16 protein-coding genes are annotated in these 15,129 nt (G+C 31.5%); 1 reads left to right on the top strand and 15 read right to left on the bottom strand.

The features are described from left to right. Window positions 1-300 precede the first annotated feature (300 nt). From atpG to FG167_RS05720, 14 genes are all read right to left on the bottom strand, one after another. A complete protein-coding gene (atpG, locus tag FG167_RS05780) occupies window positions 301-1,161 on the bottom strand; it encodes an ATP synthase F1 subunit gamma (protein WP_203460466.1) in 861 nt (286 codons plus the stop codon). Window positions 1,162-1,322: 161 nt separating this feature from the next. Beyond that, entirely contained in the window at window positions 1,323-2,903 is a 1,581-nt protein-coding gene (atpA, locus tag FG167_RS05775; protein ID WP_203460465.1) for a F0F1 ATP synthase subunit alpha, read from the bottom strand. 28 nt (window positions 2,904-2,931) lie between these two features. After that, a complete protein-coding gene (gene atpH, locus FG167_RS05770) occupies window positions 2,932-3,468 on the bottom strand; it encodes an ATP synthase F1 subunit delta (protein ID WP_203460464.1) in 537 nt (178 codons plus the stop codon). A gap of 9 nt (window positions 3,469-3,477) precedes the next feature. Further along, complete coding sequence (locus FG167_RS05765; protein ID WP_203460463.1) at window positions 3,478-3,978, bottom strand: F0F1 ATP synthase subunit B; 501 nt, start codon at window positions 3,976-3,978, stop codon at window positions 3,478-3,480. Between the two features lie 93 nt (window positions 3,979-4,071). Next, a complete protein-coding gene (atpE, locus tag FG167_RS05760; RefSeq protein ID WP_013993139.1) occupies window positions 4,072-4,260 on the bottom strand; it encodes an ATP synthase F0 subunit C in 189 nt (62 codons plus the stop codon). Between the two features lie 36 nt (window positions 4,261-4,296). Further along, the gene (gene atpB / locus FG167_RS05755; protein ID WP_370568424.1) at window positions 4,297-5,418 is read right to left on the bottom strand and encodes a F0F1 ATP synthase subunit A; all 1,122 of its coding nucleotides are present in this window, start codon (window positions 5,416-5,418) and stop codon (window positions 4,297-4,299) included. Window positions 5,419-5,583: 165 nt separating this feature from the next. Next, entirely contained in the window at window positions 5,584-5,970 is a 387-nt protein-coding gene (locus FG167_RS17500) for a DUF6168 family protein (RefSeq protein ID WP_370568408.1), read from the bottom strand. Continuing rightward, the gene (locus FG167_RS05750; protein ID WP_239004450.1) at window positions 5,963-6,172 is read right to left on the bottom strand and encodes an AtpZ/AtpI family protein; all 210 of its coding nucleotides are present in this window, start codon (window positions 6,170-6,172) and stop codon (window positions 5,963-5,965) included. The genes FG167_RS17500 and FG167_RS05750 overlap by 8 nt, the downstream gene beginning before the upstream one ends. Next, a complete protein-coding gene (locus FG167_RS05745) occupies window positions 6,165-6,584 on the bottom strand; it encodes a polymer-forming cytoskeletal protein (protein WP_203460461.1) in 420 nt (139 codons plus the stop codon). The genes FG167_RS05750 and FG167_RS05745 overlap by 8 nt, the downstream gene beginning before the upstream one ends. Window positions 6,585-6,594: 10 nt before the next feature. Continuing rightward, entirely contained in the window at window positions 6,595-9,165 is a 2,571-nt protein-coding gene (locus tag FG167_RS05740) for a hypothetical protein (RefSeq protein ID WP_203460460.1), read from the bottom strand. Window positions 9,166-9,315: 150 nt separating this feature from the next. After that, window positions 9,316-10,023, bottom strand: a complete 708-nt coding sequence (locus FG167_RS05735; protein WP_203460459.1) for an ABC transporter ATP-binding protein — start codon at window positions 10,021-10,023, stop codon at window positions 9,316-9,318. Window positions 10,024-10,034: 11 nt separating this feature from the next. Beyond that, complete coding sequence (locus FG167_RS05730; protein WP_203460458.1) at window positions 10,035-11,513, bottom strand: DUF5687 family protein; 1,479 nt, start codon at window positions 11,511-11,513, stop codon at window positions 10,035-10,037. 47 nt (window positions 11,514-11,560) lie between these two features. Next, entirely contained in the window at window positions 11,561-12,286 is a 726-nt protein-coding gene (locus tag FG167_RS05725; RefSeq protein WP_203460457.1) for a hypothetical protein, read from the bottom strand. Continuing rightward, complete coding sequence (locus FG167_RS05720; protein ID WP_203460456.1) at window positions 12,286-12,624, bottom strand: PadR family transcriptional regulator; 339 nt, start codon at window positions 12,622-12,624, stop codon at window positions 12,286-12,288. The genes FG167_RS05725 and FG167_RS05720 overlap by 1 nt, the downstream gene beginning before the upstream one ends. A gap of 109 nt (window positions 12,625-12,733) precedes the next feature. Here FG167_RS05720 and FG167_RS05715 point away from each other — a divergent pair, with 109 nt between their 5' ends. Beyond that, window positions 12,734-13,786, top strand: a complete 1,053-nt coding sequence (locus FG167_RS05715; RefSeq protein WP_203460455.1) for a ferredoxin--NADP reductase — start codon at window positions 12,734-12,736, stop codon at window positions 13,784-13,786. Between the two features lie 277 nt (window positions 13,787-14,063). Here FG167_RS05715 and FG167_RS05710 read toward each other — a convergent pair whose 3' ends face one another. Continuing rightward, window positions 14,064-15,074, bottom strand: a complete 1,011-nt coding sequence (locus FG167_RS05710; RefSeq protein ID WP_239004449.1) for a glycosyltransferase family 9 protein — start codon at window positions 15,072-15,074, stop codon at window positions 14,064-14,066. Window positions 15,075-15,129: the final 55 nt, after the last annotated feature.

The raw sequence follows: 15,129 nt of genomic DNA, 5'->3' as shown, positions 1-15,129 counted from the left end.
TGGTTACCATACAAATCGCGTTTAAACGTACATATTACAATATCTTCCTTTTGGTTTGCTTTCCTTATTTATTTCTTAACTACTAGAACAATTGGAGAAACTTGCCAAAAGAAAAAGTATGAAAAAAGATAGAATAGATGTTTTATTGATCCTTATGGACATTCGTTTAATAGTTATAAAGATAGTAAATCGAATAATGTTCCATAAAAAAAGCTCTACTAATAATAGTAAAGCTTTGTTTTAGTTTATAAAAAGACCTTTCGACTGCTCTCAAGGTGACATTTTAATAATATTTATTCTTTAGTTATTTAAAGCTTCTGCTCCACCAACGATCTCTAATATTTCATTAGTAATAGATGCTTGACGTGCTTTATTGTATGTCAATTTAAGTTGATCTCTTAATTCTGTTGCGTTATCTGTAGCCTTATGCATTGCTGTCATACGAGCACCATGTTCACTAGCAAAAGAATCTCTAATTCCTTTATATAATTGTGTCTTTAACGACTTAGGAATTAATTGCTCAACGATTTCTAATTTTGAAGGTTCAAAAATATAATCTGCATTATTAACCGCTTCACCTTCTACAGGAACAATTGGTAAAAATTGTTCAGTCATTATGATTTGTGTAGCAGCATTTTTAAACTTATTGTACACAATTTCGATCTTATCAAATTCTCCTGCAACAAACTTTTCCATTAGCATTTCTGCTATTACGGAAACATTATCAAAGGTTAAATCATCAAAAATAGCACTCTTGTTGTCAATTACAATTCCTTTTTTAGAAAAGGCATCGTTAGACTTTTTTCCTATTGCTAATACAGATACTTTTTTACCTGCATGTACATTAGAAATTAAGTTTTGTGTTTGCTTAATAATGTTTGAATTAAAAGCACCACATAAACCTCTATTCGAAGTTATAGCAACAATTAATACATTATTTACCTCACGTTGCTCCGAAAATTTACTTCCAGAATCTGCATCAAGTGTTGCACTTAAACTTTGTAAAAGCTCCGTTAACTTATCTGCATAAGGACGCATTGCTGTAATAGCATCTTGTGCTTTTTTCAATTTTGCAGCAGATACCATTTTCATGGCACTAGTAATCTGCATCGTTGAAGATACTGAAGCTATTCTATTACGTATTTCTTTAAGATTCGCCATTCTTTATTTATGTAAAGACTCTTCGCCAAGATTTTCTTGGTGCCTTCAACACAAAATACATTTTATGTTTTGGCAATGCTAAGAGTGACATTAATTTTATAATTGAAATTTAGAGTTATGAGTAAGTAAACTTTAAACTCATAACTCTAAACTTAAAACTTCTAAGCTCTATATTTAGCAGAAAGGTCTTTACATACAGTCATTAATGTGTCTGTAACCTCATCTGTTAATTTACCTGCTTTTAATGTATCTAAAACATCTCTATGTTTAGCATTTAAAAATTCAAGATAATCTCTTTCGAATTCTTTAATTTTATTTACAGGAACGTCTTTTAATAAATTTTTAGATCCAGCATAAATAATTGCTACTTGATCTTCTACTGTAAACGGATCATTTTGACCTTGTTTTAAGATCTCCACGTTACGTTTTCCTTTATTAATTACATTTAAAGTAACCGCATCTAAATCAGAACCAAACTTAGCGAAAGCTTCTAGCTCACGGTATTGTGCTTGATCTAATTTTAAAGTACCAGATACTTTTTTCATAGACTTAATCTGTGCATTACCACCAACACGAGATACAGAAATACCTACGTTAATTGCTGGACGAACACCAGAGTTAAATAAATCTCCATCTAAGAAGATTTGTCCATCTGTAATAGAAATTACGTTTGTTGGAATATATGCTGAAACGTCACCTGCTTGTGTTTCAATAATTGGTAATGCTGTTAAAGAACCACCACCTTTTACGATTGGTTTTAATGAATCTGGTAAATCATTCATTTCTTTAGCAATAGCATCATTATTAATGATTTTTGCAGAACGCTCTAATAATCTTGAGTGTAAATAAAATACATCTCCAGGATACGCCTCACGTCCCGGTGGACGTCTTAATAATAAAGATACCTCACGGTAAGCAACTGCTTGTTTTGATAAATCATCAAATACAATTAAAGCTGGTCTACCAGTATCTCTAAAGTACTCTCCAATAGATGCTCCTGTAAAAGGTGCATATACTTGCATTGCAGCAGGATCTGATGCATTTGCAGCTACTATTGTTGTGTACGCTAAAGCTCCTTTTTCTTCTAAAGTTTTAGCAATAAGTGCTACTGTTGAAGCCTTTTGACCTACAGCAACATATATACAATAAACAGGTTCCCCTGCATCGTAAAATTCTTTTTGGTTTAAGATAGCATCAATACAAACTGCAGTCTTACCTGTTTGTCTGTCACCAATAACTAACTCACGTTGTCCTCTACCAACTGGGATCATCGCATCAATTGCTTTAATACCTGTTTGTAACGGTTCTGTTACTGGCTCTCTATAGATAACTCCAGGAGCTTTACGCTCTAAAGGCATCTCATAAGTAGTTCCAGCGATTGGTCCTTTACCATCGATAGGATTTCCTAGTGTATCTACAACACGACCAACAATACCTTCTCCTACTTTAATAGAAGCAATACGATTAGTACGTTTTACTGTAGAACCTTCTCTAACTCCTACTGAAGTTCCTAAAAGTACAATACCTACATTATCTTCTTCAAGATTAAGTACAATACCTTCTAATCCGCCATCGAATTCTACTAACTCACCATATTGCGCGTTAGCTAATCCGTAAGCACGTACAATACCATCACCTACTGTTAATACTGTTCCAACTTCGTCTAATGAAGCGCTTGCTTCAAAACCGGATAGTTGTTGTTTTAAGATTGCTGATACTTCAGCTGGTTTTACTTCTGCCATCTTACTTATTTATTTAGATATAAATATCTTAGTTTATTGTAAATTCTCTTTTCAATTTATTCAATTGGTTAGATATACTAGCATCATACTGCGTATCTCCAACTCTTAATATGAAACCACCTAAAATGCTTTCATCTACTATATTTTTAATTGCTGTTTCTTTCCCTGTAAGTTCTTTAACTTTTGCTAAAACTTTAGACTCTAAAGTTTCTGTTAAAGGTACAGCTGTTGTAACTATTGCAATTTGACTTCCTTTTTGTTGCTCGTATAAGGTAATAAACTTAGAAGCTACTTCTGCTAATAAACTTGTTCTCTTATTCGTAATTAACGTATCTATTAGGTTAACCGTTGCAGGATTGATTCCTTTAAAGATTTCTAATAAAGCTGCTTTTTTTACAGTCGAACTAATTACAGGGCTATAAAGCATATCTTTTAAGTCTTTACTTTGCTCCACTGTATTATTAATTAGCTCCATATCTGCATTTACAACCTCCGCTGTATTTTTGTCTGTAGCTAAACTTAAAACTGCTTTTGCGTAACGTATTGCTGCTCTTTCTCCTGCCATGATTTAAACTTAGTTTAATTTAGCATCATTTAACATAGACTCTACTAATTCTAGTTGTTTGTCTTTGTTAGATAATTCTTGACGTACTACTTTTTCTGCAATCTCAATAGATAGACCAGCAACATGGCTTTTTAATTCTGCCATAGCCGATTTCTTTTCGCTTTCAATAGCAGCTTGTGCTTGAGCAATCATATTGTTTGCTTGTGCTTGAGCTTCCGTTTTAGCGTCGTCAATCATTGTGTTTTTAATATCTCTTGCTTCTTTAAGCATAGACTCACGTTCTGCACGTGCTTCTTTTAATAAGTTTGCATTATCTGCTTGCAGGTTTTGCATTTCTAATTTTGCTTTTTCAGCAGCATCTAAAGCACCTTGAATTCCTTCTTCTCTTTCTGTTAAAGAACTCATGATAGGTTTCCATGCAAATTTTACCATTAATAAAATTAATAGTAAAAGAAGTATTGTTTGTACTACAAACAATCCTGGTGAAAAATCATTTAATAACTTATCCATTTCTAAATGTATTTAAATTTCTTCTTTTTTTAATTTAATAAACACAACCTGTAACCAACCGTTACAGGTTTGTGTTCTTAATTTGATTGCTGCTTATTTTCCTAAGAATAAAGCACCGAATGCTAATCCTTCTAAAAGTGCTGCAATAATAATCATTGCTGTTTGGATTTTTCCTGTTGCTTCTGGTTGACGTGCAATACCTTCCATTGCTTTTCCACCAATTTGACCAAGACCAATTCCTGCTCCGATTACGATTAAACCTGCTCCAATTAAATTGTACATAATAAAAAATTTATAGTTAAATTAAAAAAACTCTTGTTAAATAAAATCTCCTCGCACATCTTCTGCGTCAGGGACTTCTTTACCATGATCATCATGTGCATGATCATGATCGTGCTCTGCTACAGCCATACCAATAAACAATGCAGAAAGCATGGTAAAGATATACGCTTGTAAGAAAGCAACTAATACTTCAATTAATGTTATAAAAAAGGATAATACTAATGATAATCCTGTAGCTCCTACAACTCCTAAAGATTTTTTAAGAGTAAACATAATAGCTATTAAACTCATTACTACAATATGTCCTGCAGAAATATTTGCAAACAAACGTACTAATAATGAAAATGGCTTAATGATTAATGCTCCAGCTAATTCAATCACAGCTAAAACTGGACGAATTAAAATTGGCACTCCTGGCATCCATAAAATATGCATCCAGTAATCTTTATTACCACTTACTGTATATATTACTAATGTAAAGATTGCTAAACAAGCAGTAACTGCTAATTGACCTGTTACATTAAAACCAAATGGTGTTAAACCTAATAAGTTTAATATCCAGATAAAAAAGAATACCGTTAATAAGTAACCTGTAAATTTTCTATAATGTTTTTCACCAATGTTTGGTCTTGAGATTTCGTCTCTTACGTATAATACTAAAGGCTCTAAAACGCGACCAAAACCAGTTGGTACTTGTCTCTTTTTATATTGTCTTGCTAAACCAGAAAACCAGATTAACATTAATAAACCAATTAATAAGACACCTACTACACTTTTAGTAATAGAAAAATCTAATACTCTGTGTGCATTTGTTGCATGGTGTGTTTCGTCAAAAGCTACTGTTGCAGCTCCACCGTCTAACTCATAGATTTTAGAATGAATCTTTGCGAATTTCAATCCGTTTTTCTCCACAATAACATGACCATCATCATTATGATGAAACTCTGAAGACATAAAAGTTGTTAAACCATTACTTGACCATAAAATAATTGGTAAAGGGAATCCGAAATGTTTACGCTCTCCTGCATCGTTTGTATATGAGAACAAAGAAAAATCATGAGAATCTTGAATATGATGCAAAATATAAGCTTCCACTTCTTCTTTTGTATCTATTTGACTACCTGTATCTTTCCCTGTATCATTAGTGTTTTCAGCCATTGCAAAAGCACTAGCGAAAAGCATTACTGCCAGAGTGAATAATTTAAAAGTTTGTTTAGCTACCTTCATTGTTAAAAAAATCAAAAAAACTGTGTTTTTAAATTCGGTGCAAAACTACGGAAATTATTGAAAAAACAATTACTTTTTTTTTAATAATATTAACCACTATTTTTTACTTAATATTCTGGCTATGAAATAGACTTCTAAAAAAAGAAAAAGGAACACCGGAATTAGCAGATTAAATCCTTCTAATTTACTAAGGTTCTCGACTTTAAAAACAGAATTTTTAAAGACCACTACAAACAACATAAGTTTTGTTATTAAAGTAAATAAGTACACAAAACCCAACTGTTGTGACCATTTTTTAGTAGTTTCAAGTACTGCAAAAACGACACAAATAAATAGCGATACTATAAAATGAAATAGATAGATAGAAAATAGTGGTACCCTAAGTTTAATGTTTAAATCTTTTAAACTGGATAAGTGAATAGCATAAGAAGCTGCAAATAAAAATGAAAAAGCAATACTATAGAAAACGATTCTTTTAATCATTGTCTTTATTATCTTTTGATATTTTTAAAACCTGGCTAATTACTAAGTACATAGCAATAAAAACCGCTAGAAGCGTAATGGTGTTTTCTAAATAAGTGGTTTGATATTTAACATCTAACCATTTTCCTAATACATTACCTAACCAAATGGTTCCTCCCATTTGAAAAGCTGTAGATGTAAATCTTAAAAATTTACTAGGCACTTCTTCCTTTTTTTAAATTTTGTGAAGTGTTGCTATTATTTAATTCTTTTAAGGCTCCTTTCATTACACAGTTTACATTAAAAGTTGCTCCTGGCTCTACTTCTAATTTCCCTAAAACCACTTCACCTTCAATATGCGCAGAAGATTTTAAAGTTAAGGTTCCTGTTAAGGTTAAGTTTCCTGAAAATTTTCCTTCAAAATAAGCATCAGATCCATTTAGCGTCCCTTTAATTACACCAGATTTCCCAACTACTATTTTTCCTGGAGTAGTTAGATTTCCTTCAATAGTACCATCTATTCTTAAATCGCCTTCACTAGAAAAGTCTCCAACAATATTGGTTCCTTTTGCTATAATGTTTTGGCTGGAAGAATTTTCGTAAGCTTTTTTATCTTTTTTGTTATCTGAAAACATGATTCTTATTTTATAATTGCTGTGCTTTAGTATAATCGTCTAAATTCTTATGAATCTGAACAATTTGATAATTTGTAGATGAAATAGCAATAGATGGTTTTGTTATTTTAGATCTATCTTCATCTCTTAATATGTATGCAAATCCTTTTGCTCCATCGATACTTTTTAAACCGTGAATGACAACAAATGTTGTTTCTGGGTCATACACATCTACCGAAGTACTTAATTTATAATGTGGCACATGTGCTGTTACTTCCTTTAAGGTTTTTACAAAACTTGTTATTTCTTCTGTATTCGCTGTATTAAACTTGTACAACACTTTATAATTACCATTTAAACTATCTGAAGCAAATTCTTTTTTAGCCATCTTAGGTAATGCATTAGTGGATAAATCCTGTGCTCGCTGTCCTTCTGGTGTGTTCGCATAATTAAGCGCTACAAAATTAATTGCCTTTTTATAGGCTTCATAACCATATAAACGCCCTGTTGCTGTTGCTTTAAGAAGTTCGAATTTAGAAACTATAGCTTCTGCTTCAAAGGCTATAATATACTTTTCTATATCGGAAAGTACTTTTACGTATTCCTGATTTTCAAATTGATTATAAAGATTTTTATATATGGTTTCCGGACTATTTTCATCTTCCAGATTTGCGGCTTCCGGATTATTTAAAATAGTTGCATATCTAGAATCTGGATAATTGGTGATAATATCTTTTTTAGTAAAATCTGCTTCGCCTTGTTCTCCTAATAATTGATAAATCTTGTATAGATTATATTTAGAAGGAAGCACTAAGTTTTCTTCGGGATTATTATTTAAAAGTTCTGTAAATTTAATCTTTGCTAAAGGATATTCTTTAAATTTCTCTTTATAGATTAACCCCAATTGATAGTAAGCAAAGTTTCTTTCTTTTATTATGCTGTCAACAACTTTTTCTTCGGTAGGAATTTGATCGATATAAAACTGAGGATCATATAATTCTACTTCGGAAGCATTTGCTATCGCAGGGTTTTCTTCGGAAGCATTTATTCCAGAATTTGTGTTGCTAGACCATCTCCAATCGTCTTCCAATTTACGGTTTCCCCAATCTTTAAAAAATTCTGATTTACCATAAGCTACTGTTGTTGGATTATAAAAGTAAAAAGAAGAACCTTGACCAGGAGTTGATCCTCCTCTAGAGTCCTTTCCTCCTAACGCCGGAGTATTACCAAAACTATTATTGGTTGTTACAATACCTTTGTTTCTTTCTGCGGCTTCTGCTTTTTCTTGTTCTTTTTCTGCTTCCTCTTTAAGTTTCTCTACATGCTTTGTAAAAAATGCAAGCTTATCTTCTTTAGACAAAGAAACTAATCTTATAATACTATCGTTATTTTTCGCAATGTCTTCATATAGAATAACATCTTCCAAATTATCTCTTTTGCGTTTAATGACTCTGTATGGTTTGGTATTTACTACCATATTTGTCATGGTACTATCATAATAATCACCAGCACTTTTATATGCTGCTGCAATAAATTTCATATCACCAATAATCTCATAGGTTTTTGCTTTTAAAACCTTATCGTTGGTGTCTGTTCTTAAAGATTTATTGTAGTATGCTAGCGCTAAAGAATCCGATTGATTCTTTAAATGGTATTCTGCTATCTGATGGTAAATTTTATCTAGATAAGGTCTATTTTCCCTATTTTCTTCTAAGTCTGTAAGTAATTCTAGGAACTCTAATTTGTCTCCTTCTTCATAGTCAAAGTTTTTAGCCTTTTCAATATGTGCACTAATAAGGTACATTCTTGGCGTGCTTCGGTTTAAATCTATAACTCTATCAAAGGCTATGTTTGCACTGTCTTTATCTCCTAAAGCATTGTATAATTGTCCTTGTATAAAACGATATCTTCCGCGTTCATCATTACTTTTTGTAGCGTTAGATGCGATATCAATTTGTGTTAATGCACTATCTAAAGACTTAGTGTTTATATAGGCTTGTGCTAGTATGGATGTGGCATCTGCTAAGTCTTGACCGTCTAATTCTTCTTGATCTAAAAGGCGTTTTAGATTTTTAATAGCTAGTTCTTCGTTTTCTAGACGAATATTAGATTTTTCTCTCCAAATTTTAGCTTGATTGATTTTATTACTAGCCGGATATTTATATAAAATGTAGTTGAAAGACTCTAAGGAAGGCACAAAACGTTGGTCAAAATAACGCGCTTTTCCTAAGAGTAAATACGCTTCGTCTATTTGGTAATTATATTCTTTTCCTTGAATATTCATACCATGCTTCTGAATGGCTTTTACTGCTTTTTCTTCTGCTCTACTAAAGCTTTCGTTTTTGTTTTGCCCAGGAAGTGTAACCTCTTCAAAAACTTGCATGCGCTCTATAGGAAGGATTTCCCAGTAATTATCTGTATAGCTTTGATTCAGGTTTTCTCTTCCTTCTTCTAAAGCATTGTAACCGTTAAAAAGCGTATTATCTCGTGCAGACAATGCGTGATAATTTCTGCTAATAAAAGTGTTCTTTTTTCTAGAACAACTGGTTATTAAGGTTACAGAAACTAAAAGGACTAATATAATTTTGTAAGATGTTTTCAAAAGCTGTGTATTTAACTCAAATAAATAACTGTAAACTCAAGCATATATTATAAATAGCTCCTCTAATTTTAAATTAGAAAGCATATAAAAACCGCCTAAGCACGTAAAAATACGCATCTTTTTTAATTTAGCTATAAAAACGAGGTGTTTTTAGATTATTTCTGTTCCTGCAAAATGTGCTTCCAATTCTTTTAAAGTTGCTTGGCTAGTTACAATATCTTTAACCACCTCTCCTTTTTCAAGCACTACAATACGTTCACAAACATCTGTAACATGCATTAAATCATGACTAGAAATAAGTACGGTTACTCCTTGTTCTTGTGCTAAATCTTTTACTATTTGTTTCAGTTTTATTTGCGTTGTAGGATCTAGATTAGCAAAAGGCTCATCTAATATAATGACTTCTGGATTACCAATAAGTGCCGCAACTATTCCGGCTTTCTTTTGGTTTCCTTTACTTAGGTCACGAAGGTATTTTTTCTGTCCGAGAATTTCTCCATGGAAAAAATCTTCAAAAGTAGCTACTAAGGCATCTACATCTGCTTTGTTTTGCCCTCTAAGTTCGCCAATAAAATAAAAGTATTCTTCTGCGGTTAGGTAACCAATTAAAAAGCTTTCATCTATAAAAGACGACGTAAATGGCTTCCAGTCTTCACTAAGGTTTACCTGAATATCGTTATTTTTAATATACCCTGTAGTTGGTTGTATTAAATCTAAAAGCAGACTAAAATACGTGGTTTTTCCTGCACCATTATTACCAACTAAACCGAAGCTTTGTCCTTTAGGGATTTCTAAACTTTCAATATTTAAAACGGGATTTGCATTGTATTTTTTGGTAAGGTTTGTAGTAGTTATCATGTGGTTATATTTTAGTTGTCTTGATCAAAAGCAGCAATCATTTTATATTTTGAAGCTAAATATCTCTTGGTTATTAATTTCATTATTTTTTGATGGAAAATAATTCCGGTTACTCCTAAAAGAATAAGCACTAGAATACCAATTTCGAAATTGAATGCAAAATTGAAAATAGCGAATATTCCCATTGGTAAAAGCATTAACGGAAAACCAATAATCCACTGTACCGCTCCAGTACCTTGAAAGTTAAACGCTGCTCTTTGGTTTAAATCTATTTTTTTTCGATTGAAAGATCCTCCTAATAAAATGACATAGGTGTTTACTCCAATATTATAAACTGCTGCAGCAAAATGTGCTAGTAAAATTTTCCAACCAAAGTATACGTAAGGAATACTTAACACAAATAAAATAATAACACTTAAAGTCATTAAAGTGTATTTAGATTTTAAGTATTGTTTGTATTTAATATTTTGACTCATTAGCATTTTGTAATAGCCACTATCCCATGCAGGAATGAATTGTCCGAAGTTGATAAGAAAAATTCCAGTTACAAAAATACCAACAAATGCAAACAAGAATTCTTTGTCTTGATACATAGGATTTGGATAAAAGAATAAACCATATAAAAGTCCTATTAACAGCATCCAAACCGAAGATTTTGGTCGTTTATTACGCCAAAGTAATTTTAAATCTAATTGCATAAAAGGCGCAATGTCTCCAAACTTTTTAGTCCATTCTAAGTTGGAAGCATTTACTTCTTGTGTTTTAGATTTTAGAGAACTATCTAAAAATAATTTAGCACGAAGAATTTTAAAGTTATACAGGTATAGACCAATTAAAACAAGTATTGGAACCACTAGGAACAATGGATTATTAGAAATAGCCTGAATACCATTAGATAAAACTTCGGCAATATTTATTATTTGAAAATGATTTAATGCAAAAAGAGATCCTGCAAAAAGTATAATTGGTAAAAAAGATAATTCTGTTTTAGCAGATAGGCTTTCAATAATAAAATTTAAGAAGTTATTTATTAGTGTAATTAACACAATGGTTAGCATCCAAACCAAAACAGTAGCAACGCTATAATCTTTTAATATAAGTGTGATCCCAAAGGGTATTATTGCAAATAAAGGCAAGAAATTAAAAAAGGATAATGCAGATTTTCCTAATACGAAGTTTACCACTTTCGCTCGTTTGATAGGAAGTGTAAGTAAGGGTTTTACACTCATTACTGGTAATTTCTGAAAGAAAAATCGGATTACTAAATCGCCTAAAATCCAAAAGAAAATAAATCCGTTAAACATTATTAAAGGATCACTTTCTGGAAACACTTTTTTAAGTAGCGGATACATTGCAATTCCCATGATTAAAAACATAGCAACAAAATACAAGGCAAAAAAGGCCATTACTATTTTTAGTACTACGCTTTTACCAAAGCTTGCTGATCGAGTAAACTGTTTCCATTCTAAATCTAAAAAACGTTTTATCATTTTGGTTGGGTTTGGTTTAAAGGTTAGTAGTGAAAAATATAAAAATGTTACACACAGAATTCGGGATAGGTTTTATTCAATAATTCTTCCGCTTTTTGGGGCAATATTAAAAAGCTAATATATAGCCAAAGAAAAAATAAAGTTGAAAAAATAGAAAAGCCTAAAACAAAATAGAAATTGGTAAATAAATTATCTGAAAGATTATACAAAGATGGCAATTGAGACATTAATAATAGTACAGATCCTCCAGCTTGTTTAAATATTATTTCTTCTAGCATCCATTTTTTATTAGAAACTTCCTTTCTTCTTTTAAACTGTCTTTTAAGCTGTACACTTTTAACAAAAGACCAAATACAGACTATCCCATAAAAAGCAAAAATAAAATACGAGAATAAAGAAGAGGTAAAAGCAACATAGATCATTATAAAAAGGGCAGCCGTTTTAATTGCTTTAGGTAAAGTAAACCATTGCTTAAGCTCTGTCCATAAAAACTTTAAATACCTTTTATGCATTGCTTTTTGACGTTGCTCAACAGCGTTCATAAATCCGAAAACACCAAACTTTTCAAAAGCTTTATCTCGCGCATTTTCATAAGGTAAATCAGGGTTGTTTTCCCAAATAGATTCTATATCATTTGCCAGATGATCTACTAATTCTGTTTGCAAATCGTAATGCTCTACAAAATGTTTTCTGGTGAATTGGTAAAGGTTTTCCAGTTGTTCTTTGTCTACTTTCCTACTGTACGACATATTTTCTTTATTGGATGTTTTCATTAATCCAAACTAAATTTAGGGTTTACTAGAAGCTGCATCGTTTTAATATAATCCTGAAGCTCTTGCAATTTACTATTGGTTTCTTTGCTTCCTTTTTCTGTTAACTTATAGTATTTTCGCAGTCTATTATCTACTTTTTCTACCTCAACATCTAACATACCATCTGCTTCTAATTTATGCAAAGCAGGATATAAAGCACCTTCAGTTATCTTTAATTCTCCTTTAGTGATCACTTTTACTTTTTGGGTGATTTCATAACCGTACATCTTACCTCCTTCATCCAGAAGTTTTAAAATAATTGTTGTTAAACTTCCTTTATATAATTTATTATTCGCCATAAATCAAATATACATAAAATTCTTATGTATAAGATAATTAGGTATAAATTTTATAATAAAAGAAAGGCAAAACGAAAATGCTTCATTATTTTTACAAAAAATAATAACTATGTCACAATTTCATAAATTAACCATTAAAGATATACATAGAGAAACTGAAAAAGCAGTAACTATAACCTTTAATGTACCAGAAAACTTAAAAGATATTTTTGCTTTTAAAGCAGGACAATATATAACGGTAAAAACCACGATTAATGGCAATGAAGTAAGACGTGATTACTCTTTATGTTCTTCGCCAAAAAGCGGGGAATTAAAAGTTGCAGTAAAAGAAGTAGAAGGTGGTACTTTTTCTGCCTATGCAAATAACACTTTAAAAGCTGGAGACACTTTAGAAGTAGCTTCGCCAAAAGGAAGGTTTACATTTACACCTAACGACTCAAAAACTAAAAATATAGCTGCATTTGCTGCAGGAAGTGGGATTACTCCTGTTTTAAGTATTATTAAATGTGCTTTAGAAGAAGAAGTACATAGTAAAGTAATTCTGGTTTATGGAAACAAAACCACCAAAGACACGATGTTTTTGGATGAGTTATTAGCCTTACATCATAATTACAAAGAACGTTTTTCTATACAGTTTGTATTTAGTCAAGAAGATGAAGAAGATGCTATTTTTGGAAGGATTGAAAAAAGCACCGTTAATTATGTAATGAAAAACAAGCACAAGCATATAGATGTAGATGCTTTTTACCTTTGCGGACCAGAAGCAATGATACATACCGTTAAAGATGTTTTAACAGGACATGACATAGCAGAAGACACCATACACTTTGAGCTTTTTAAAGCTGCAAAACCAGCTGCAATAAATGAAGAGGCTGTAAACGGTGAAACAGAAATTACCATTACTGTAGATGATGAAACAACCACATTTATCATGTCTCAAAAACAATCTATTCTTGAAGCCGCATTAGATAAAGATCTAGATGCTCCATATTCTTGTCAAGGCGGAATTTGTAGTAGTTGTATTGCTAGAATTACAGAAGGAGAAGCAAAAATGAGACAAAACAATATTTTAACAGCTAGTGAATTGGACGAAGGGTTAATTTTAACTTGTCAAGCACATCCAACTACCTCTAAAATTACAGTGGATTATGATGATGTATAAACCGTAAAAAAATATTTAAAATCATTCTTGTGCTAACATTTTATCGATGAAAATCTGGTTTTAGCTTAAAAAATATACACTTTAACGATTTTATTATCTTTTCCTAGATGTTTATTTTTTTTAAATAATAAACCCAATATATTCGTTCTAGTTTTAAACGATAAATGATAATAGTTAGGGATTATTAATTTTATGGTAAGTTTAAAATGAACCCTACTCTTTGGAGTAGGGTTTTTTTATAGTACGTTTAAAATCTAAATATCAACAATTTAATCTTTTAAATTATAGCATTTATTGTGTCTATAATTTTTTGCGGAGCAATACTTTTGGAAGCTTCTTCATAACCCTCAGGAAACTTATTTCCGTAAATAGAAGTTGGTATTAAAGGAAACTGTTTTTTATCTGCTAACAACGCATAATTTTCTGGTTGATTAAAAGGTGAAAATCCTGCAAAAGGATGTGTAACTCCCCAAATGGTAACTGCTTTTTTACCTAGCATCGCTGCAATGTGCGCATTACCGGAATCCATAGATAACATGACGTCTAAATTAGAAATAACATCTAACTCTTCGTTTAAACTTAATTGTCCGGCTAAATTAACCACGTTCTTATTTATCTGTAAAGCCTGTAACTCTTGTATATCTTGCTTTCCTCCAAAAAGAAAAACAGTATACGTTTTAGAAAGTGCTTCAATAACAACTTGCATAGCGTCTAAAGGATACATTTTACTTTTAAAGGCAGCAAAAGGTGCAATACCAATCCACTTTTTTGTTTTATCTCCTGTTTTAGCAAGCGTATTTTTTTGAAGCTTAACGGTTTCCGAAAAAGTTGGATTACTTAAATCTACAGGTAAACCTAGGGCTTTAAAAACATCTGCATATCGCTCGTGAGATGTTTTTAGCTGCTTAAACGCTTTACCAGAAATCAATGCTTTCTTTTCTGCTCTACCTTTGTTTATTTGCATGTATTTTATTCCGAAGAAAAAGACTTTTAAAATCTTAGTTCGCAATACATTATGCAAATCGGCAACGCCATCAATATGTAGTTTTTTTAATTCTTTTGAAAGTTTGAAAAGTCCGAAAACACCTTTATGCCTTCCTTTTAAATCTATAGGAAAAACAGTAACGTTGTCTAAGTCTCTAAAAAAAGGAGTAAAAAACGCACGTGTTAAAACGGTGATTTTCACTCCTGGATACTGCTGTGTAAATGCTCTTAAAACAGGAACTGTCATAGCAACGTCTCCCATTGCAGAGAGACGAATGACTAAAATATGTTTTTGTGTATTCATAAAACCTTTCCGTCTTTCAATTTTTTAATAAATTGAAATCCACCTTTCCTTAAAA

It is taken from the genome of Lacinutrix sp. WUR7, assembly GCF_016864015.1.
Classification (GTDB): Bacteria; Bacteroidota; Bacteroidia; order Flavobacteriales; family Flavobacteriaceae; genus Oceanihabitans.
The sequence above is the reverse complement of the archived record's forward strand: the minus strand, read 5'-3'. Positions and strand labels throughout refer to the sequence as shown.

Bases quoted from the DNA above. Each gene is read 5' to 3' on its own strand.
- FG167_RS05720 (WP_203460456.1), bottom strand. From the start codon at position 12,624: ATGGCGAATAATAAATTATATAAAGGAAGTTTAACAACAATTATTTTA.
- atpB (WP_370568424.1), bottom strand. From the start codon at position 5,418: ATGGCTGAAAACACTAATGATACAGGGAAAGATACAGGTAGTCAAATA.
- atpH (WP_203460464.1), bottom strand. From the start codon at position 3,468: ATGGCAGGAGAAAGAGCAGCAATACGTTACGCAAAAGCAGTTTTAAGT.
- FG167_RS05725 (WP_203460457.1), bottom strand. From the start codon at position 12,286: ATGAAAACATCCAATAAAGAAAATATGTCGTACAGTAGGAAAGTAGAC.
- atpE (WP_013993139.1), bottom strand. From the start codon at position 4,260: ATGTACAATTTAATTGGAGCAGGTTTAATCGTAATCGGAGCAGGAATT.
- FG167_RS17500 (WP_370568408.1), bottom strand. From the start codon at position 5,970: ATGATTAAAAGAATCGTTTTCTATAGTATTGCTTTTTCATTTTTATTT.
- FG167_RS05710 (WP_239004449.1), bottom strand. From the start codon at position 15,074: ATGAATACACAAAAACATATTTTAGTCATTCGTCTCTCTGCAATGGGA.
- atpA (WP_203460465.1), bottom strand. From the start codon at position 2,903: ATGGCAGAAGTAAAACCAGCTGAAGTATCAGCAATCTTAAAACAACAA.
- FG167_RS05715 (WP_203460455.1), top strand. From the start codon at position 12,734: ATGTCACAATTTCATAAATTAACCATTAAAGATATACATAGAGAAACT.
- FG167_RS05735 (WP_203460459.1), bottom strand. From the start codon at position 10,023: ATGATAACTACTACAAACCTTACCAAAAAATACAATGCAAATCCCGTT.
- FG167_RS05765 (WP_203460463.1), bottom strand. From the start codon at position 3,978: ATGGATAAGTTATTAAATGATTTTTCACCAGGATTGTTTGTAGTACAA.
- atpG (WP_203460466.1), bottom strand. From the start codon at position 1,161: ATGGCGAATCTTAAAGAAATACGTAATAGAATAGCTTCAGTATCTTCA.
- FG167_RS05730 (WP_203460458.1), bottom strand. From the start codon at position 11,513: ATGATAAAACGTTTTTTAGATTTAGAATGGAAACAGTTTACTCGATCA.
- FG167_RS05745 (WP_203460461.1), bottom strand. From the start codon at position 6,584: ATGTTTTCAGATAACAAAAAAGATAAAAAAGCTTACGAAAATTCTTCC.